The following is a 15,092-nucleotide window of genomic DNA, read 5'->3' as shown; positions in this document are numbered from 1 at the left end:
AAAACCATAAATGTCACATCCGCCAATTGGGAATGAATCCGTTCAATCGCCGCCAGCATATCCCCTAGCAAGTTATCCACGACTCCGCTGTCCCTGTAGGGCAGGACGCTCTAGTTGTTCCAGCTTACTCCGCTCCAATTTTGTCAGCGGACGCCGTAGGACCTCTTCCAGTCGCTCGAATCGCTCGCCGAGGTCATTCATCCTCTTCGCCCTCCTCGTCCATTTCAGCGTCGTACTCTTCTTCACTGATTGGAATAACCCATTCGGGACTTATGCCTATCTCCTTCGCCAATGAGACACCCATTTTCTTATGTGCTGCATTATAGTCTTCAGGAGGATTCTTGCAATCGCTAAGCTTTATTTGTGAAAAGCATTCAGCGGGATTCCCGTATTCATCATGTGCCATTTTAGCCTCTTCGCTGATTCTGTAACAGAACCGCAAGTCGCTCATTGTTTGTTCTTGCTCCGCCTGTTCCGCCAAACTTTTCGACCGCTTGCTTAAAACTCATGGCCTCGTAATCAAGCTGTTCTTTTGCCCATTTCATAAACTCTTCCATTTCGTCCCCACGCACACAGACAATCCCGTTTTCAATTTTCATCGTCTTCATCCTCCCGTTCTCCCAACACAAACTCGATATATTTCTGGGTTTTCCGCAAGTCTTCGTCGCCGCCCTTCCAGCGCTCCCGGCAAACGTATTTGAGTACGTTACCCTTGCAATAACCGCGGAATTCCTCCGCCGTTAGCTTGGCCCGGATAATCTCGATCGTCTCGATACCGCCGACGGTGTAATGGGATGGCCGCACCACTGGGTCATGCTCCGGATTTTGAGCCATAGGGCCGCGTTCTTCTTCAGCCGCTGATTCAGCTCTTCCAGCTCGGCGATGCGCTGCCGATTGTCCGCGTCTACCTGCACCCAGCGTGCGAGCTCGCTTTCATAGTCCATGATTCGATTACTTTGCTCAAGAATGCACTCAGCCTGGCTGTCACACAGTTGCTTCCAGGACTGCAGGTCATTGTTCGCCTCTAGGAACACATCCAGCGGATCTGCTTGAGGCTCTCCACCGACGATGGGGGTAGGTGTTCGGCCTTCCGCCTTCTCAAGCAGTAGCCTGGCCTTCTCCGGAGTAATCCCCTTCAAGTCCCACTTGCGCAGCCAGTAGGCTGACAAAGTGCCTTTGCTCAGGCCCAGCGTTCGCTCAATCTCATCATGCGTCTTCCCCTGGGCCCGTAGCTTTAAATATTCTTCCTTGCTCACTTTCGCTTCTTTTGTTTCCTGAACTGCTTTATTCTTTCGCTCTTCGTTGGCTTTAGCGATTCGTGCCCCCACCGACATTTTATCCTTTCCGTCCGGAGCTGGCATGGCCCGATACCGTTCCAGCTCCTCCGGCGGAAGCGTGTACGGAACAACTGGCCCGTGTCCGGCTGACTTAACCTCATTTTCCCGGTTTGGAATTGGTGTTCCCATACTGCATACCTCCATTTTCTCGAATATACGTTCGGTTTGATGGCGTGATGCGTCCCCGCCGCTCCTTCTGTCGCCGCCTCGGTGGCGGATCCGGCAGCAATATATAAACGGTGCCTATCACTCGTCCAGCCTCATCCGTGATGATGTCCCAAGGGATGTCGTCAAAGATAGGGTCACGCATGGCGTTCCAACTCGATGTAGTAAGCGTCTGTGCCTCGATGAAGAACGTAACGCTTCCGAGCTATTTTTTTCTGTTCCAGCCAGTTGACAAGCCGTTCATTGACGATCGCAAGGCCGCCGCTATCATTCCCCTTTCGGAGTTTGAGCCCGTTGTCTCCAACCTGGATAATTAGCCGTTTCTTCGATCCATCGAACCCAACGCGTACACATTGACCAATTTTGCACCCCAGCATGTGAGCTGCTCGGCGATTGAAATAAATCCCTGTTTTGTTCAGCCCGATCGTCGGATTGCTCATTGCCTTTTCATCCACAAACCATTCAATGGCAGCAGACGTTTCTCTCATAGCCGTTTCCTCCTTGGATAATGTTCCAGCTTGAAACTGCGCGAATTTTTCCCGTATTCGTTTTAATATCCGTGAAACTACAACTTGGTATTTGTTTATTTTCTCTGCAATCTGTTGCTGTGAGTGACCTTCCATCCGCAATTCAATTACGGTTCTTTCACTGGCGGTCAGTTGTGACAAAAATTCATTCACGTCGATTCTCGAAAAGTCTTCCATGGTCGGCAACATATCCAACAGGGTCAGTTCATTTTCAGTTGTCGGTACCATTTGATTCAGTGACACCACAGACCAACCATTGACAAGCTTCAACGCTTCGGATATTTCTTCCGGATGCCATTCGCTCTTTCTAGTGATATCCTCGATTGAATCATTGGCCCATCCTTGCTTACGAATGCTGGATAGACACTCTTGAATTTTCCTTGGAACCCGAACAGAGTAACGCTTATCACGTAAAAATCTCTGAATCTCCCACCTAATCATAGGGATTGCATAGGTTGAAAACGCGTTTACCCTACCGTCAAAGTTCCGAAAGGCCATGATGAGCCCCAAGGTTCCGACGGACACGAGATCCTCATAGTCCAGTCCGTTCCCAAGCACTCCGCGGAATTTATTCGCAACACTGTGGACCAGGCCCATGTTATTTTGAATCACGTCTGCTTCATAACCAAGATGAGGGTTATAGACTTCCAAGGGATCACCTCCCCTATCGTTCTCTCACCGAATACACTAATTCGTACCGGCTCGCCGGGTATAGCTCTATCTCAACCCTCGGCTTCGCCTTATCGAAGTAATATCCATCCAGGACCATAGGGCGAAGCAGCTTATCGTTTTGGATGATTCCGGATTTCTCAATCCCGTCACAGATGGACTTCGGGAGGTTGTTTATGTCCGGAAGCGCCCGCCGATCCTGGAGGAAGAAACGAAGCACCGTGATCGTCAGCTCCTGGATCTGCGGGCCACGGTAAGCAGCAACGCATGCCCAAGCTATGGCCTGCTCGTAGGCATCATACTTTTCAAAGGCTCCCGGGGCATACCGTTTGCCCGTCTTCGGGTTGTGTGTCCGGAAATTTGACTTTGAAAGCGGGCGGCCCGGAACGACAATCCGGATCATGGTCATTCACCCACTGCATGAAGCGTTGGCTTTTCGAAGTCTATTTCCAGCTGCTCGCCTTCCTTTGCCGCCTGGACTAATTTACGCGTATCCGGCATCCAAAGCCCATACTTGCGGACAACGGAAGAGAACTCTTCCAGGTCGTGGCCAGCAATCTTGAACATTGGCCGCTTGTTGTCGTCCATCTTCGGCGAGCCATTGGCATCTGTCATTTCTTCAAAGTGGCATAGCTCGTGATATACGAGCGCTTCACGCTGTTTATTGTCCAAGTGCTCCCATACCTCTCCGTTGACGATAACGGCCAGCTCCGCGTCGATTTCGTAGCGTTCAAATGGCGTTAATACTTTGGCCTGGCCCAGCGTAATCTTGCCCTTCGAATTCCATGTGCCGAAGCGAAAGCGGCCAATGATTTTGGCACCCTGCAGGTGTTTGAACTCTTTGTTTTTCTCAATCAGCTTTTTCACCAGCTGTTCCACGTCTGGCGAATCTTGAAATGATGCTGCCATTTCAATCACGCTCCTATGAGTAAAAAATAAATTCGAGATACACGCTTTGAAGCTTTTATCCAAAAGTCGCAGCCCGGCTGCTGCAGCTTGAACTGCCGGACAACCTCGCCAGGCTGCAACTCGATTTCTTGATAATGCGGGGCAGCTTCCCGAATAAATGCTGTTTACTTCCGATGCCAATCCTGACCGGATACAGACCCCGATTTTGAAAATTCGCTTCTGTCGCCAGGAAGGGAATCCGGACGCGGGAAACGATATCAGTCGGGTACCATGTTCCGCGCAGTTCATTCCTGCTCCCAGCGTCGCCGCTTGGATTGCTGCTTGCGGTACTGCTGCGGCCGCTGCTGCTGTTGACCACGCGATCCCCTTCCTCCGGTTGTGCCAGGTTGCCGAACTTGGCATATTGACGAACGAAGGCCAGCTCAACGGTTCCTACCGGGCCGTTACGGTTTTTAGCGATAATCAATTCTGCTGTGCCCGGCTTATCGCGGGGATTGTAATAGTCCGGCCTGTGAATAAACCAGACCTGATCGGCGTCCTGTTCCAAGGATCCGCTGTCCCGCAAGTCAGAGAGCATAGGCCGATGGTCGCCGCGCTTTTCCGTTGAGCGGTTCAACTGGGAGAGGACGACGAAGGGGCAGCCTAATTCCTTTGTCAGCTGCTTGAGTCGGCGGCTTATTGCCGAAACAATATCGTTTTGACTGTTCTGGCCGCGCTCCGGCTTGTCGGCGATAAGCTGCAGGTAGTCGATAACGATCATCGCCAGCCCGTATTCCCGTTTCAGCCGGCGGGCGAAGGATCGGATTTCATTCGTCGTCGTAACCGCATCGTCGATGTACAACTGCAGCTCAGCGATATGCGTAACCGCCTGCGCGCCGCGCTCCCATTCTTCCTCGGACAGCTCGCGCCGACGGATCCGGACCTGGTCAATATGGCTCTGCGCCGATATGGAGCGGTCCACCAGCGATGCCGTCGCCATCTCCAGGCTGCAGTATCCAACAGCTCCACGGCCCAGCCGAGCGACATTCTCCGCTACTTGCAGGCTGAAGGCCGTCTTTCCCATCGACGGCCGCGCCGCCAACAAGATATATTCCGGCATGACTCCGCCGAGCATGCGATCCAAGTCCACGAATCCCGTTTCAACGCCCAGGACGTTCGGATCGTCCTTGGTCTTGTACAGGTAGTCCCAACGCTCCTGCGCCGAATCCGCGATGGACTCCAACGACTTCTTTTCCGTGACAAGCCCCTGGGAGAGTGTCATGACCTTCCGTTCGGCCTGATCAAGCACTTCCGCAAGCGGAACCCCTTGTTCCGTTGCCTTGCGAATCAAATAATTCCCCAGGGATATCATGCGCCGGCGGGCCGACTCGTCGCGGACTCGCTGGATATGTTGCGGCAGCGTGCGGACGCTCGCAACGGAGCGGGAAAGGTCGGTCAGGTATGCGATCGGCCTTTCTCCTGAAAATGCCTTGTCCTCACCGACTCGAGTCGCCAGCGTAACAAAGTCGGCGGGCTGCCCGGATTCTACAAGCTCTATGAGATTTTCAAAGATCACTTTGTGAGCCGGCACATAAAAATCCTCCGGCTGAAGTTGATCCGCCGTGTCGTAAACCAGCTCGGTCTTGCCTTCGGCAATCTCAGAAATCAGGATCCCGATCACACTTTGCTCGGCATCCATGTCATGCGGAATTCGTTCGGTCATCATTGCCCCTCCTCATCAGGCTGCCACTTTTGCCAATACGGTGGGGTATAGTCCGCCTCTTGCTCCTCTCGCTTCTGATCGCGTTCTTTCTGCCATTGCGCTGCTTTGCTTACCCAGGTCCTAAATTGCGAGCGCGCGTTGCTCTTTGCCTCCAGCGGCTTTTCGAGCTTGTATATTCTCCACTTGCGCGCTTCCGCAAGCAACTCAACGGTCGGGTATCCTTCCTCCAAGGCCTGGATAAACTCGACATCTTTCTGCAAGTCTGCTGGGTAGCCTTTTACTTTGTGCAGTTCGGCGATAATGTCGCGATAGTAGTCCGAAACAAGTTGCTCCTCTTCAAAGAGAGAGTGGGAGGAGGGAGGAGAAGAGGGCGGCGATGCCTCATGCCTCTTTCTTTTCCTCTCCTTTCTTTTTCTTTTACTTTCCTTTCTTCTTTCCTTCCTTTATGGCATTGCTGCCTTCGGATACTTGCATTGCATCTGCATTGCGTTCGCATTGCGATTGCATCGGCCTTGATTTGACGCGGTTTTTGCCCATCTTGCTTGAGCTGCTTTCTTGGCTTTTTCCGATTTTTCTTCCTTCGCGCCCATCCGCCGAATTAGAGACTCACTCCAAAAAAATTGACCGTCCGAATGCAGTAATGAATAACTCATTTATGCATTCATCTACAAAGTTTTTCGCCGTAGTGCTATCGCATTGCATTTGCAATTGCTAACGCATTCCATACGTACTTTGTAAGCTCATCCGGTAATCAGCCTTGTTCTCGTAACATCTCGATAATGATCCAATACCAACCATATCCTTCCGAGCTGTAGACGCTTCGCATGGCTAGGATTTTAGGATCCTGGCGAGCATTGGAATCATGCGAAAAATAATAGGCTTCTTTCAATCAATCCACCTCCCCGCCTATATCGCTTTACGTTGGTGCATTTCCTCTAGGAAGATGACGGGTCCATACTGCGCCCCTGGTAGCTCTCCATGTGGCTAAGGTAAAGTAGATCCTTCGCCCGAGTCATGCCGACGTAGCATAGCCGGCGTTCCTCCGCGCAAGAAGACGGGATAACAAGGCCATCCGCATATTCAATCGATTTTTTATGCGGCAGCAGGCCATTATTAAGGCCCACCAGAAAGACCGCCGGGAACTCCAGTCCCTTTGACCTGTGAATCGTCATGAGCTGCACACGGTCCGGATCGTCGTCCGTCGTTGCTGAGCGGCTGCACATCATTTCAACAAAGTTCAAAAACTCGTCCAGCTCACGATACCGAGAAGCGGCGGATTGAAGCTCATTCAGGTTCTCAATCGTGCACTCTCACCGTCATCGTCACCGTCCTCACGCCGGATCCAGTCGTCGTATTCCGTGGCTTCCCGAATCAGTTGGATAAGCTCCGCTGGCGACGAGCCATAACGGCCCGCATACTGGATGACGTCCACAAACTCGCTGATACCCTTCCGCTGGTACGGCCGGAGCCCTGGGGCCGTCTGTAGTGCCTCCCAGAAGCTCAACCCGTGCTGAATGGAGTAGGTCTCGACATCGTTTATGAGTGCGCGACCCAGGAAGCGGCTAGGGACGTTCAGGACGCGCTTGATTGCCTCATCAGACGCTGCAGGATTGTTTATAACCTGCAGGTAGGAGATCATGTCTCTAACCTCTTTGCGGCTGTAGAAACCCGCGCTCCCGATGATGGTATACGGGATATTCGCGCGAACAAGCTTATCCTCATAGGCGCGGCTCTGCGCATTGGTCCGGTACAGGACCGCAATTTCCCCCGGCTTCTTACCGGCAGCCATCAGCGCTTGCATCTCGCGGATGACTAGATCAGCCTCGTGCTCCTCATCTGACGCATTGAACATCGTAGGGAGCTGGCCGGCTCCTCGATGTGCCAGGACCGTCTTCGGGTATTGGTCGGTGTTGTGCTGGATAACTGCATTGCTAATGCTGATAATCTGCTCATTACAGCGATAATTTGTGTCCAGGACGACGATCTTCGCATCCGGATACCACTTTTCAAAGTGGACGATATATTCCGGCCGCGCGCCACGGAAGCCGTATATCGATTGCCAGTCATCGCCGACGACGAACAGATTATTTTCTGGCGCGGCCAGCATTCGGATAATCTCCCATTGCGCTCGGTTCGTGTCTTGAAACTCGTCAACCAGGATATATTTGTAACGCTGCTGGTACTTGGTCAGAATCGCCGGATTCTCGGCCAGAAGGTAGTAGCAGCGGGTTAGCATATCATCGAAGTCAATGCGTCCTTCTCGTTCCTTTCGGGCTTCGTAGAGCTCATAGAGCCGAGCCAGGCGAGCCGCATCCTCGACTTCGTAATTGATGGACTTCCGGAACATCTCGGGAGTCACAAGCTCATTTTTCCGGCCGCCGATGAAGCTCAGGGCGGCGCTGACATCGTATCCCCAATTCATACCGTCTGGATTCTTCGGGCCGGCGGGGGCCAGGATGTCCTTGATAAATCGTTTCTGCCAGTAATCGTTGAGGAGCTCGTATGATTCCCCTGTGTGTCGCCACTCTTCGCGAAGAATGCGGTAACACATGGAATGGATAGTCCCCAGGTTAAGCAGATCAGCTTCAGGCCCTACCAGCGGTTCCAGGCGCTCTGCCATCTCGCCAGCTGCCTTTTTCGTGAATGTACAGGCTAGAATGCTTTCCGACGGTATGCCATGCTCAATCAGGTAGCCTATGCGGTGGGTTAGGACTCGGGTTTTTCCCGAGCCTGCCCCCGCAATCACACAGCACGGACCATCAACATGAGTCGTTGCCTCAATCTGTGCCGGGTTCATGCCTTCCAGGTTCACAGTTCAGCCCCCCCTTTTAAAACGGGATGTCATCTTCGGATATATTGATAGGTCTGCCATCGTCAGCAAATGGATCTCCCTGTCTGGACACGTTCGGCGGCGTCGGCCGTCCGCTGCGGGCTCCCTGGCTGCGCGTGCCATGATTCGGCTGGTGCTGCGCTCCACTCTCTACGTCGCCCAGACGCTTCTGAATGTAGCAGTTTTGGTATTCTCCCTTAGTTTTGAGTTGGACTTCTACCTTTATGTCAAGCATCCGCTCGAATTGTTTCGGCAGGTCGGAAAGTTTGGCAATCGGGAAGCCTAGTCGGTAGCAGTCCTGTTTGATGTATTGGAGCCGCTCCGCATCGTTGAGCACGCTAGTGTAAAAAATCAACTTGCCAGCATTTTGTGAACCAGTCAGCACCTTGAACGTGATTTTCCACAATACCTTACTGCCATCCTTGCTCTTCTCGATCAGCGTCGAATCTAAAGAAACTTGATAATTGCCGTCTGGCAGGCGGACATTCCCGGATGGATCGACTTCGATTTCCTGCCATTGTTGGTCAAATGTTGCGAGTAGAGATTCCCAGTTAGTTGTCATGTTGAACGGCCTCCTCGAATTGTGTTTTGAATTGAATGAAATCTAGTGGCATAACTTCCGGAACCGCAAACCGGCAACCAGCTTCCCAATACTTGCCCGCCCGGGTCCGGACCACTCGCTGTTCTCCCTCATCCGTCTCCTCTACGTTGGCAAAAAGAATAATATCTAGGAACGGATAGATTACTTCCCACCCCTGCTTGGGCATGGTCGGCATCCATTTGTCATATTTTTCAGTCCGGGTCTTAATCTCTTTAACTTCTGCATGGCTTATCAAAAACAAGCCATATGGGAGAGAGGCAAGTTTAGTAATGACGCGCATAAACTCATCCTTGACGATCGACCAACCTTTCCCCCATTCCATATCTGATTCGTGCATAATGCCGAGCTTCGCCCGCATATGCTGCGAGCAGTATTTAAACAAGTTGTCAGCTGTGTCGATGACGATATTTTTGAAGGGATGTTCCCCCTTGGTTCTTTCCGCGCAGAACTGGAGAAAAGTGAGCCAGTCCCCGATCGGCTTTTGATACACTTCAAGGCCATGCAATCCGTCTTCCGTTGCTGCAAAAATCGGCATATCAAGTTGAGCGGCAAAAGAAGACTTTCCGATTTTCGGCGGCCCATAGAGGAGGATGTTTTGATCCTCAAGGCGTACCTTTTTCGGCGTTGGTGCTGTCGGCAAGAATGACGATGCTGCCGATTTAACTTGCTGTGCCATCTTGTTCATCCCCTTCATCCAGTAATTCCTCGTTTTGTACGGCAGTCCGGAACATATGCTCTGCTCCCTCTACGCCCCGACACAAGTCGATATAAGGGCAGCGGCCGTATTCTGTGCAGCGGCTCGTATTTTTATAGTGGATGCCGCTCCGCTTGGCGAAGAGGTATTCCTGCGTGAATCCCCATAGCTCCTCGCGAAACTCCTGCAGATCCTTCTGCGACCGATAGAGCTGTTGTTCGAAAAAATAGAAGTCCGGGCGCTCTTGGTAATCGCGTATCACGCGCTGCCGGAACTCTTCGAATGTCTCCTTTTTCGTCTGCCGGATAGACGGCTTTTTCGCAATGCGGTAGAAAACACCGCTTATGACTATCTCCGGATACTTGAGCTGCAGGCCGTGAATATACGTCGTAATTTGACTATCCAGATCCAGCCGCTCAATGTACGCCTGGCCTATTTGGGATGCTGTTTTGTACTCCATCAGCCACCATGTGCCATCCTCCAGGCGCAGTAGTTCATCGGTCTTCCCGCCGAGGCGGAATGACTTTGACGCGGAACCGGTTGCGGGGTTGAAAATCGGAACCTCGAATTTTTGTTCCGGATAATTCTCGATGCCCAGGCGAGGCCAGCGCTGGAGGGCACCCGTAATCATGCCTTCTACAATGGCAACCGCGAGCTCCAGTTCCTCCGCTTCTTCCTGGTTGGCCGGAACGGAACTGTTCCTCATGTACATGACCGCCTTTTCAACCGATCGCGTCTCCATTCCAATATGAAAGGCACCGCCGATGTTGAGCGATTGCTTTTTCCGGATGGGGACAAGCCCGCGAATGTTGCGCCAGTAGTCCATTTTCGGGCAGTTCTTCCGAGTTTGCAGCCGGGTATGTGTCAAAACTTCCATGCTCATTCCCTCTCTCTAGCGTCCGGCTGCTCAAGCAGTTGCTGCTGGCGATCGGCAATGAGTTTGATACACCCGACGCATATGCTTCTGTCGCGCGTGTACCTTTTTAGGCTCTTTTCCGTCGAGCCGCAAAGGCTGCAGCCAGAAAAGTACCGTTTAAGCACAATCCGATCACCATCCGTATAGATTTCCATTGGCTCCTGTTCACCGATGCCCATTGTTCGGCGCAGCTCCATCGGAATGACGACACGGCCAAGGCTATCAAGATTACGTACAATACCAGTTGCTTTCATTGATTTCTCCTTCCGCCAGTGCTAAACTGGCTTTGAATATGGATTGATTAGCTCCGCGCGGCTCCTACCCCGCAAGGAGCTGTTTTTCATTTCAGGCGACATATTGCCTGGCAGTATTGCCGGAAATACATCATCTGGGTGCGACCGCATTCGGTTGTCTTCAGCAGCTCGTGCAAGTTGTCGCATATATTGATGCGCTGTTCCTTCGTCATCGCTTCACCTCCTCGCCGAAGTGTAGCTTCAGAAACTCAATCAGGGCGGCATAGGAACGGCCATATTCGTTGTTTCCATGTGTTCGCTCCACGGCCCTTAAGAAATTTTTTATTGTCCCAGAGAAACAGCCGCGAGTAACCATAATTCCGTCATGACCTCGATATGCTGTCAAAATCCCATCTTCGGAGCCAATTGGGCCGACTGTAACCAAGTCCCGACTAGATTCTATGTGTCCGCAAGAGATGTAACACGGCACCCTGATTTCAGCTTCTTTTACCATACTGTTCCAGATGTAAGCGAAGTCCCCGATCTCCGATCTGCAAACATGTGATCCCACTATACGAGCATGTTGGTATGCCCGACTTTGATCCTCTATACGGGCGTGATATGCCACTTTTGCACTGCCGAAGACATCGGAATTATCAATGATGGCGTCATCGGTAACCTGGCCGTTATCGTATACACTCGAATTGTTCATGACCTTCGCATCGTGCCAGACTCGACCACGCCCGAATACCGCCGAATCATCGTAAACCCAGCATTTCCCTTCATGGCTGAGATTGTCCTCGGATTCAACCCATCCGCCCAGGTCCCCAGCCTTTACGTCCCCAAAGTCCCGCACGGCCCGAATACGGTGAAGCGTGGCACCCGCGGCGATACGGTTTGCGGCGATACGGTCTGACGTCTCGCCTGTGAACTCGTATTTCTTTTGCACGTTTGTTTCCTCCCTCATATTTGATATCCCATGCATTCGGCCTGCATGGCCGCCCAGGTCTGGAACGGGCATTTGCTTGGGTCGATATACTCCAGCTTGTATCGCTCGGCCAGATGGTCCAGCAGCTCGTCAGGAATCGGCATCAGGCTCGCCTCCCCCGACATCAATCTCCTTGCCAGCAATCACGATAACTACCTTGGCCTGCTTTAGCATGTGCTCCACCGAGCAACACAGAGCAGGCCCTACTTTCCAAGCTACTTGGCCGAAATAGATTTCCTGCCCGCATATCGGGCATTGGTCGATGACTTCATTAGTGCTCATCTGGTTTCATTTCCCCTTTCCAGATTTCCTTATTTTGGCTGTAATCTCTCAACCTTCCCTATTACAATAGAGTTGTCCAGACACCATTGAAGGGAGGTGAAACTATGTCTAAAACAAACAAAGAACTAGCTGTTGAACTTTATTCCGAGTTCATGAGATCGTCTTCGACGATATTTTCGAACCCGAATTTCAAAGGCACTATCAAAATGCCAGATCTTCAGGAAATGGCTGATAACGTTGAGAAATTAACAAAGCTTCTTTCAGCTATTGAAGACAAATAGTGTAAGTACTACCTAGCAACACTGGTCGCTCATCTTGGGCGGCCTTTTCCTTCTCACCAATAACAACAATTGCACCCGGTTCCAAATGTATCCCTTCGCTTCCCTGTTGCTTCATTAGTTCATTCTCCTATCTGAATTGGTTAGAATTTTCTCAACCGAAGCGTGCAACCCGGCGTATATGGACCAGCCGTATTTATCCACGCCGCTCTGATCCAAGATCCGCTTGTATGGGACGGGAACAAACTTTCCAGCATCAAACACTTCGATGCGATCGCTTGCGTTTAACTCCGTCATGCTGCCGTCATCGTGCTGCAATGAGACTTTCCCTCCCTCTACTACAAGGCGGCCAGTCAATAGCTCAACTCGGGTCATGTCATTCTCCTTTCAATAATTTCCCTTTCTGCTAGAATGGAAAGTGTCCAGCTTGTCATTCTATGTAGAAAGGAGGTGATTATATGGCACGAATCCCATATGCTGATACCAATGGGCCATTAACTGTTGAAGTTGAATTACAACACGCCGCAGATGTATTTCTTGTAGATCGCACTAACTACCAAAAATACACATCCGGTCAAAGCTTCAAATACTATGGCGGGCACTATACTCGAACACCGGTAACCATTTCAGTAAATGATGCTGGAAGATGGTATCTTATTGTTCGCGGAAGCGGACAGTACAAATACCGATTCTACTAATTTGTTAGAGTCTGGTTCTTTTGGGCAACGCCCTTCGGGCTAGACTCTTTCTCTAAAGTCGCATTATCCAACATGTGCTTCTTCACGCATTCATTGAGTTCTTCCATCATGGAAATCGTTAATTGATGTTCTTCCGCAAGTTTCAAAACAGCACTCACAACTTGCTTTTTTACACCTTCAGTAAAAATTTTTTTAGTTTCCATCTTCATATCTCCTTCCATTGCGATCGGTTCAGGCGCCCCTGCGTTTTTCTCAAATCAACGGGTTCAGCGTTTTCTAGCAAGCTCGCATCAATCTTGTGTTTACCCTCGACAGTGATAAACTCTTCAGCCTCTGAAGTCTTATTATTGATTTTGCTACCAACTGACAAGTAAAACTGACGAGCACTCATGGAAATAAAACTTAGGATTTCTTGGTAATCTTCCGGTGCTAAGTCGGCGAATTCGATAGATAGATTAATCTTCGCTTTTGTTCCACCGGGAAAGCATTGTGTGTACTCTTCAGCCTCTGTTCCAGCAGGGGCTTCTTTGTTCAATTCCTCCCGCACGATCTCCCTAATACGTTGTTCATCTAATTGGTTCATGCTGGATCTCCTTCCCAAGCTGTTTCTATTATGAAGCTGCGTTCATTAAGTCGTTCTTCTTCTGAATCATTTAAGAAACGACATTAAAAATGCGGCTGCCATCATTCCCCATGTTATACACCAGCACCAAAGAGGTACTCCTCCACTATTTTTCTTCACCTTTCTTCACCCCCCAATAGTCGAAAGCCGTGCTGGTTTATCTCCTTCACTTCATTCTGTAAAATACGAACTCAAACTCCCCATACTCCGTAAACATTTCATGAGCTACTTTCCAGCGACCAAATGCTAGGAGTTCGTTTACTTCGTGCAGTTTTCCAGTTCGATGGACTTCTTTGACGTTGTGTAGGTTCATGCTGATTCTCCTTTCAGGGGCTTGTCCTATAAGGCGACTCCGTTAGGAGCCGACACTCATTTCTGTAAGTTCATATTTCTGTCCCGTAATCATTTCGGCAAGGGCAAGTTTGCAACGATCCGGCAAATTTGTAGTGGCCGGATCAACTTCTACTCTCTTGTCGCCATCCACAAGCACATAGTGGGCGACTACTTTTAACTGAATTCTTTCGCCTTTTTGTTTACCCACTCACATCTCCTCCTCTGCTGATATGTATGTTGTTACGTTTGTCCGACTTGACGATTAATTCATATCGGTTCTAGTCTGAAAGTCCATCGCTTTTATGCGCCTTTTTGTTGGCTGGTCGCCGCTACTTGTTTTCCTACATCCATTCCAGAGATAAACGCCAATACTGTCTCGACTTCTCTTTCCGGTATTTTCTTGAGTAAGTTGATGGCTTCTGAAAGAATTGTATTTTTACTTGGCATGTTGCTTCCTCCTATTCTGATAAACTCGAATCGTTTTCTGAGATAAGATTAACATTTCTAAATTAAGGTGTCAAATGAAATTTATTGACTCAGAAAAGTTTTTTTGTTACATTTATTTCGAGGTGATGACATGGAGTTGAAAGATCGGATCAGAAAAATCATTAACGATCAGAACTTGAAGCAAAAAGATTTTGCAGAATCTATTAAAGTGACCGAAAGTTATGTGTCCAATATGCTAAGCGGGAAAAGAAGTGTTATATCCGAAGCTTTAGCGTCGTTGATACAGGAAAAGTTCGGTTACTCAATGCAATGGATTTTAACTGGCGAAGGCGAAATTTACGAAAACGCCAGCAGTGACATCACGTTATCGCCAATACGCAGAAAAGCAATAGCTAGTCTTGAAAACATGAACGACAGTGAATTAGCCGCGGTGCTTGCGTTCATAAACTCACTTGAAAGCGTGAAGAGTACTTTTAAAAATAGTAACTAAACCAAAAGCCGCCACGGCGGCTTCTCAAATACACCAAATGATGCGATAATAAACCTGTTATCCAAAGGAGCGTGTACAATGAGTGATCAATTATTAAAACAGATACTTGCAGAGCTGAAGGACATGAAAGTCGAGCAACAGGCAACCAATCAACGGCTTGATCGAATGGAAACAGAAATGAAAGAAATGAAAGACGAGCAACAACTGATTAAACGTGCTGTCATGGAAACCAACGAATCAGTAAAGCGTCTCGAAACTATCCAAGAGCAGCAACACCGTATTATTGAATTATTATCTTTCCGTTCCATCGAGCAAGAAGCCGCGCTGAAAAGAATTAAATAGCTAATGCTCCTTCTCTTCCGCCTCCTGCT

The 15,092-nt window shown here is 49.9% G+C and carries 30 protein-coding genes; 4 read left to right on the top strand and 26 right to left on the bottom strand.

Annotation, left to right across the window (positions count from 1 at the left end; genetic code table 11):
* Positions 1–193 precede the first annotated feature (193 nt).
* The 20 genes from OCY70_RS22745 to OCY70_RS22650 form a co-directional block, all read right to left on the bottom strand.
* Entirely contained in the window at positions 194–406 is a 213-nt protein-coding gene (locus OCY70_RS22745) for a hypothetical protein (RefSeq protein WP_261948802.1), read from the bottom strand.
* Position 407: 1 nt separating this feature from the next.
* Entirely contained in the window at positions 408–608 is a 201-nt protein-coding gene (locus OCY70_RS22740) for a hypothetical protein (RefSeq protein WP_261948801.1), read from the bottom strand.
* A complete protein-coding gene (locus OCY70_RS22735; protein WP_213431508.1) occupies positions 589–834 on the bottom strand; it encodes a DUF3310 domain-containing protein in 246 nt (81 codons plus the stop codon). Before OCY70_RS22735 ends, OCY70_RS22740 begins: the two co-directional genes overlap by 20 nt.
* Positions 741–1,466: a hypothetical protein gene (locus OCY70_RS22730; RefSeq protein ID WP_261948800.1), complete on the bottom strand. Its 726-nt coding sequence runs from the start codon at positions 1,464–1,466 to the stop codon at positions 741–743. Before OCY70_RS22730 ends, OCY70_RS22735 begins: the two co-directional genes overlap by 94 nt.
* Before the next feature lie 173 nt (positions 1,467–1,639).
* Positions 1,640–2,680: a sigma-70 family RNA polymerase sigma factor gene (locus OCY70_RS22725; protein ID WP_261944604.1), complete on the bottom strand. Its 1,041-nt coding sequence runs from the start codon at positions 2,678–2,680 to the stop codon at positions 1,640–1,642.
* A 13-nt stretch (positions 2,681–2,693) separates the two neighbouring features.
* Positions 2,694–3,101, bottom strand: coding sequence for a RusA family crossover junction endodeoxyribonuclease (locus OCY70_RS22720; protein WP_261944603.1), 408 nt, complete (start codon positions 3,099–3,101; stop codon positions 2,694–2,696).
* Between the two features lie 2 nt (positions 3,102–3,103).
* A complete protein-coding gene (locus OCY70_RS22715) occupies positions 3,104–3,607 on the bottom strand; it encodes a putative metallopeptidase (protein ID WP_261944652.1) in 504 nt (167 codons plus the stop codon).
* A gap of 55 nt (positions 3,608–3,662) precedes the next feature.
* Positions 3,663–5,309, bottom strand: coding sequence for a replicative DNA helicase (dnaB, locus tag OCY70_RS22710; RefSeq protein WP_261948799.1), 1,647 nt, complete (start codon positions 5,307–5,309; stop codon positions 3,663–3,665).
* Positions 5,309–5,569 carry a hypothetical protein gene (locus OCY70_RS22705; protein WP_261948798.1) on the bottom strand — a complete coding sequence of 87 codons (261 nt, stop codon included), beginning with the start codon at positions 5,567–5,569 and terminating at the stop codon, positions 5,309–5,311. The genes dnaB and OCY70_RS22705 overlap by 1 nt, the downstream gene beginning before the upstream one ends.
* A gap of 491 nt (positions 5,570–6,060) precedes the next feature.
* On the bottom strand, positions 6,061–6,198 hold the full coding sequence (locus OCY70_RS22700; RefSeq protein WP_261948797.1) for a DUF4373 domain-containing protein: 138 nt from the start codon (positions 6,196–6,198) through the stop codon (positions 6,061–6,063).
* A 46-nt stretch (positions 6,199–6,244) separates the two neighbouring features.
* Positions 6,245–6,601 (bottom strand): 3'-5' exonuclease, encoded by a 357-nt coding sequence (locus tag OCY70_RS22695; protein ID WP_261948803.1) that lies wholly within the window; start codon positions 6,599–6,601, stop codon positions 6,245–6,247.
* Positions 6,598–8,121 carry an ATP-dependent helicase gene (locus tag OCY70_RS22690; RefSeq protein ID WP_261948796.1) on the bottom strand — a complete coding sequence of 508 codons (1,524 nt, stop codon included), beginning with the start codon at positions 8,119–8,121 and terminating at the stop codon, positions 6,598–6,600. Before OCY70_RS22690 ends, OCY70_RS22695 begins: the two co-directional genes overlap by 4 nt.
* A 16-nt stretch (positions 8,122–8,137) precedes the next feature.
* Entirely contained in the window at positions 8,138–8,701 is a 564-nt protein-coding gene (locus OCY70_RS22685; RefSeq protein ID WP_213431357.1) for a DUF669 domain-containing protein, read from the bottom strand.
* Positions 8,691–9,416, bottom strand: a complete 726-nt coding sequence (locus OCY70_RS22680; protein ID WP_261945183.1) for an ATP-binding protein — start codon at positions 9,414–9,416, stop codon at positions 8,691–8,693. The genes OCY70_RS22685 and OCY70_RS22680 overlap by 11 nt, the downstream gene beginning before the upstream one ends.
* Positions 9,400–10,311, bottom strand: coding sequence for a PD-(D/E)XK nuclease family protein (locus OCY70_RS22675; RefSeq protein ID WP_261944599.1), 912 nt, complete (start codon positions 10,309–10,311; stop codon positions 9,400–9,402). The genes OCY70_RS22680 and OCY70_RS22675 overlap by 17 nt, the downstream gene beginning before the upstream one ends.
* A 2-nt stretch (positions 10,312–10,313) precedes the next feature.
* Positions 10,314–10,604: an AbrB/MazE/SpoVT family DNA-binding domain-containing protein gene (locus OCY70_RS22670; protein ID WP_261944598.1), complete on the bottom strand. Its 291-nt coding sequence runs from the start codon at positions 10,602–10,604 to the stop codon at positions 10,314–10,316.
* Between the two features lie 86 nt (positions 10,605–10,690).
* Positions 10,691–10,816 (bottom strand): hypothetical protein, encoded by a 126-nt coding sequence (locus OCY70_RS22665; protein ID WP_261944597.1) that lies wholly within the window; start codon positions 10,814–10,816, stop codon positions 10,691–10,693.
* Complete coding sequence (locus OCY70_RS22660) at positions 10,813–11,532, bottom strand: hypothetical protein (RefSeq protein WP_261945182.1); 720 nt, start codon at positions 11,530–11,532, stop codon at positions 10,813–10,815. The genes OCY70_RS22665 and OCY70_RS22660 overlap by 4 nt, the downstream gene beginning before the upstream one ends.
* 14 nt (positions 11,533–11,546) lie before the next feature.
* Positions 11,547–11,675 carry a hypothetical protein gene (locus OCY70_RS22655; protein WP_261945044.1) on the bottom strand — a complete coding sequence of 43 codons (129 nt, stop codon included), beginning with the start codon at positions 11,673–11,675 and terminating at the stop codon, positions 11,547–11,549.
* Complete coding sequence (locus OCY70_RS22650; protein ID WP_261945181.1) at positions 11,662–11,853, bottom strand: hypothetical protein; 192 nt, start codon at positions 11,851–11,853, stop codon at positions 11,662–11,664. Before OCY70_RS22650 ends, OCY70_RS22655 begins: the two co-directional genes overlap by 14 nt.
* 104 nt (positions 11,854–11,957) lie before the next feature.
* On the opposite strand from OCY70_RS22650, the gene OCY70_RS22645 reads away from it, so the two are divergent.
* Positions 11,958–12,134: a hypothetical protein gene (locus tag OCY70_RS22645; RefSeq protein ID WP_213431425.1), complete on the top strand. Its 177-nt coding sequence runs from the start codon at positions 11,958–11,960 to the stop codon at positions 12,132–12,134.
* Here OCY70_RS22645 and OCY70_RS22640 read toward each other — a convergent pair.
* Both OCY70_RS22640 and OCY70_RS22635 read right to left on the bottom strand, forming a co-directional pair.
* Positions 12,118–12,249 (bottom strand): hypothetical protein, encoded by a 132-nt coding sequence (locus OCY70_RS22640; RefSeq protein ID WP_261945045.1) that lies wholly within the window; start codon positions 12,247–12,249, stop codon positions 12,118–12,120. The two genes, OCY70_RS22645 and OCY70_RS22640, sit on opposite strands and share 17 nt — an antisense overlap.
* A complete protein-coding gene (locus OCY70_RS22635; RefSeq protein WP_213431592.1) occupies positions 12,249–12,506 on the bottom strand; it encodes a hypothetical protein in 258 nt (85 codons plus the stop codon). The genes OCY70_RS22640 and OCY70_RS22635 overlap by 1 nt, the downstream gene beginning before the upstream one ends.
* Before the next feature lie 83 nt (positions 12,507–12,589).
* Between OCY70_RS22635 and OCY70_RS22630 the strand changes: the two genes are divergently transcribed.
* Complete coding sequence (locus OCY70_RS22630) at positions 12,590–12,829, top strand: DUF1883 domain-containing protein (protein WP_213431555.1); 240 nt, start codon at positions 12,590–12,592, stop codon at positions 12,827–12,829.
* Here OCY70_RS22630 and OCY70_RS22625 read toward each other — a convergent pair.
* The 4 genes from OCY70_RS22625 to OCY70_RS22610 all read right to left on the bottom strand — a co-directional run bounded on the left by OCY70_RS22625 (position 12,826) and on the right by OCY70_RS22610 (position 14,231).
* The gene (locus tag OCY70_RS22625) at positions 12,826–13,032 is read right to left on the bottom strand and encodes a hypothetical protein (protein WP_213431553.1); all 207 of its coding nucleotides are present in this window, start codon (positions 13,030–13,032) and stop codon (positions 12,826–12,828) included. The two genes, OCY70_RS22630 and OCY70_RS22625, sit on opposite strands and share 4 nt — an antisense overlap.
* 2 nt (positions 13,033–13,034) lie before the next feature.
* Positions 13,035–13,412 carry a hypothetical protein gene (locus tag OCY70_RS22620; protein WP_261945047.1) on the bottom strand — a complete coding sequence of 126 codons (378 nt, stop codon included), beginning with the start codon at positions 13,410–13,412 and terminating at the stop codon, positions 13,035–13,037.
* Between the two features lie 394 nt (positions 13,413–13,806).
* Positions 13,807–13,992 carry a hypothetical protein gene (locus OCY70_RS22615; protein WP_213427029.1) on the bottom strand — a complete coding sequence of 62 codons (186 nt, stop codon included), beginning with the start codon at positions 13,990–13,992 and terminating at the stop codon, positions 13,807–13,809.
* Between the two features lie 92 nt (positions 13,993–14,084).
* Positions 14,085–14,231 (bottom strand): hypothetical protein, encoded by a 147-nt coding sequence (locus OCY70_RS22610; protein ID WP_213427030.1) that lies wholly within the window; start codon positions 14,229–14,231, stop codon positions 14,085–14,087.
* Positions 14,232–14,361: 130 nt separating this feature from the next.
* On the opposite strand from OCY70_RS22610, the gene OCY70_RS22605 reads away from it, so the two are divergent.
* Together OCY70_RS22605 and OCY70_RS22600 are read left to right on the top strand one after the other, a co-directional pair.
* Positions 14,362–14,721: a helix-turn-helix transcriptional regulator gene (locus tag OCY70_RS22605; protein ID WP_213427031.1), complete on the top strand. Its 360-nt coding sequence runs from the start codon at positions 14,362–14,364 to the stop codon at positions 14,719–14,721.
* 78 nt (positions 14,722–14,799) lie between these two features.
* The gene (locus OCY70_RS22600) at positions 14,800–15,063 is read left to right on the top strand and encodes a histidine kinase (protein WP_249724681.1); all 264 of its coding nucleotides are present in this window, start codon (positions 14,800–14,802) and stop codon (positions 15,061–15,063) included.
* Positions 15,064–15,092: the final 29 nt, after the last annotated feature.

The sequence above is a fragment of the Paenibacillus melissococcoides genome (assembly GCA_944800085.1).
Taxonomy (GTDB): Bacteria; Bacillota; Bacilli; order Paenibacillales; family Paenibacillaceae; genus Paenibacillus_B; species Paenibacillus_B melissococcoides.
Note: the sequence above shows the minus strand (reverse complement) of the source record. Positions and strands in the feature narration are given on the sequence as shown.

What these genes read in the sequence shown, in the direction of transcription:
- OCY70_RS22620 (WP_261945047.1), bottom strand. Translation starts at nt 13,412, where the DNA reads ATGAACCAATTAGATGAACAACGTATTAGGGAGATCGTGCGGGAGGAA.
- OCY70_RS22610 (WP_213427030.1), bottom strand. Translation starts at nt 14,231, where the DNA reads ATGCCAAGTAAAAATACAATTCTTTCAGAAGCCATCAACTTACTCAAG.
- OCY70_RS22720 (WP_261944603.1), bottom strand. Translation starts at nt 3,101, where the DNA reads ATGATCCGGATTGTCGTTCCGGGCCGCCCGCTTTCAAAGTCAAATTTC.
- OCY70_RS22635 (WP_213431592.1), bottom strand. Translation starts at nt 12,506, where the DNA reads ATGACCCGAGTTGAGCTATTGACTGGCCGCCTTGTAGTAGAGGGAGGG.
- OCY70_RS22730 (WP_261948800.1), bottom strand. Translation starts at nt 1,466, where the DNA reads ATGGGAACACCAATTCCAAACCGGGAAAATGAGGTTAAGTCAGCCGGA.
- OCY70_RS22735 (WP_213431508.1), bottom strand. Translation starts at nt 834, where the DNA reads ATGGCTCAAAATCCGGAGCATGACCCAGTGGTGCGGCCATCCCATTAC.
- OCY70_RS22625 (WP_213431553.1), bottom strand. Translation starts at nt 13,032, where the DNA reads ATGGAAACTAAAAAAATTTTTACTGAAGGTGTAAAAAAGCAAGTTGTG.
- OCY70_RS22680 (WP_261945183.1), bottom strand. Translation starts at nt 9,416, where the DNA reads ATGGCACAGCAAGTTAAATCGGCAGCATCGTCATTCTTGCCGACAGCA.
- OCY70_RS22650 (WP_261945181.1), bottom strand. Translation starts at nt 11,853, where the DNA reads ATGAGCACTAATGAAGTCATCGACCAATGCCCGATATGCGGGCAGGAA.
- OCY70_RS22685 (WP_213431357.1), bottom strand. Translation starts at nt 8,701, where the DNA reads ATGACAACTAACTGGGAATCTCTACTCGCAACATTTGACCAACAATGG.
- OCY70_RS22640 (WP_261945045.1), bottom strand. Translation starts at nt 12,249, where the DNA reads ATGAAGCAACAGGGAAGCGAAGGGATACATTTGGAACCGGGTGCAATT.
- OCY70_RS22670 (WP_261944598.1), bottom strand. Translation starts at nt 10,604, where the DNA reads ATGAAAGCAACTGGTATTGTACGTAATCTTGATAGCCTTGGCCGTGTC.
- OCY70_RS22715 (WP_261944652.1), bottom strand. Translation starts at nt 3,607, where the DNA reads ATGGCAGCATCATTTCAAGATTCGCCAGACGTGGAACAGCTGGTGAAA.
- OCY70_RS22630 (WP_213431555.1), top strand. Translation starts at nt 12,590, where the DNA reads ATGGCACGAATCCCATATGCTGATACCAATGGGCCATTAACTGTTGAA.
- OCY70_RS22665 (WP_261944597.1), bottom strand. Translation starts at nt 10,816, where the DNA reads ATGACGAAGGAACAGCGCATCAATATATGCGACAACTTGCACGAGCTG.
- OCY70_RS22655 (WP_261945044.1), bottom strand. Translation starts at nt 11,675, where the DNA reads ATGCCGATTCCTGACGAGCTGCTGGACCATCTGGCCGAGCGATACAAG.
- OCY70_RS22600 (WP_249724681.1), top strand. Translation starts at nt 14,800, where the DNA reads ATGAGTGATCAATTATTAAAACAGATACTTGCAGAGCTGAAGGACATG.
- OCY70_RS22675 (WP_261944599.1), bottom strand. Translation starts at nt 10,311, where the DNA reads ATGGAAGTTTTGACACATACCCGGCTGCAAACTCGGAAGAACTGCCCG.
- OCY70_RS22605 (WP_213427031.1), top strand. Translation starts at nt 14,362, where the DNA reads ATGGAGTTGAAAGATCGGATCAGAAAAATCATTAACGATCAGAACTTG.
- dnaB (WP_261948799.1), bottom strand. Translation starts at nt 5,309, where the DNA reads ATGACCGAACGAATTCCGCATGACATGGATGCCGAGCAAAGTGTGATC.
- OCY70_RS22645 (WP_213431425.1), top strand. Translation starts at nt 11,958, where the DNA reads ATGTCTAAAACAAACAAAGAACTAGCTGTTGAACTTTATTCCGAGTTC.
- OCY70_RS22740 (WP_261948801.1), bottom strand. Translation starts at nt 608, where the DNA reads ATGAAGACGATGAAAATTGAAAACGGGATTGTCTGTGTGCGTGGGGAC.
- OCY70_RS22745 (WP_261948802.1), bottom strand. Translation starts at nt 406, where the DNA reads ATGGCACATGATGAATACGGGAATCCCGCTGAATGCTTTTCACAAATA.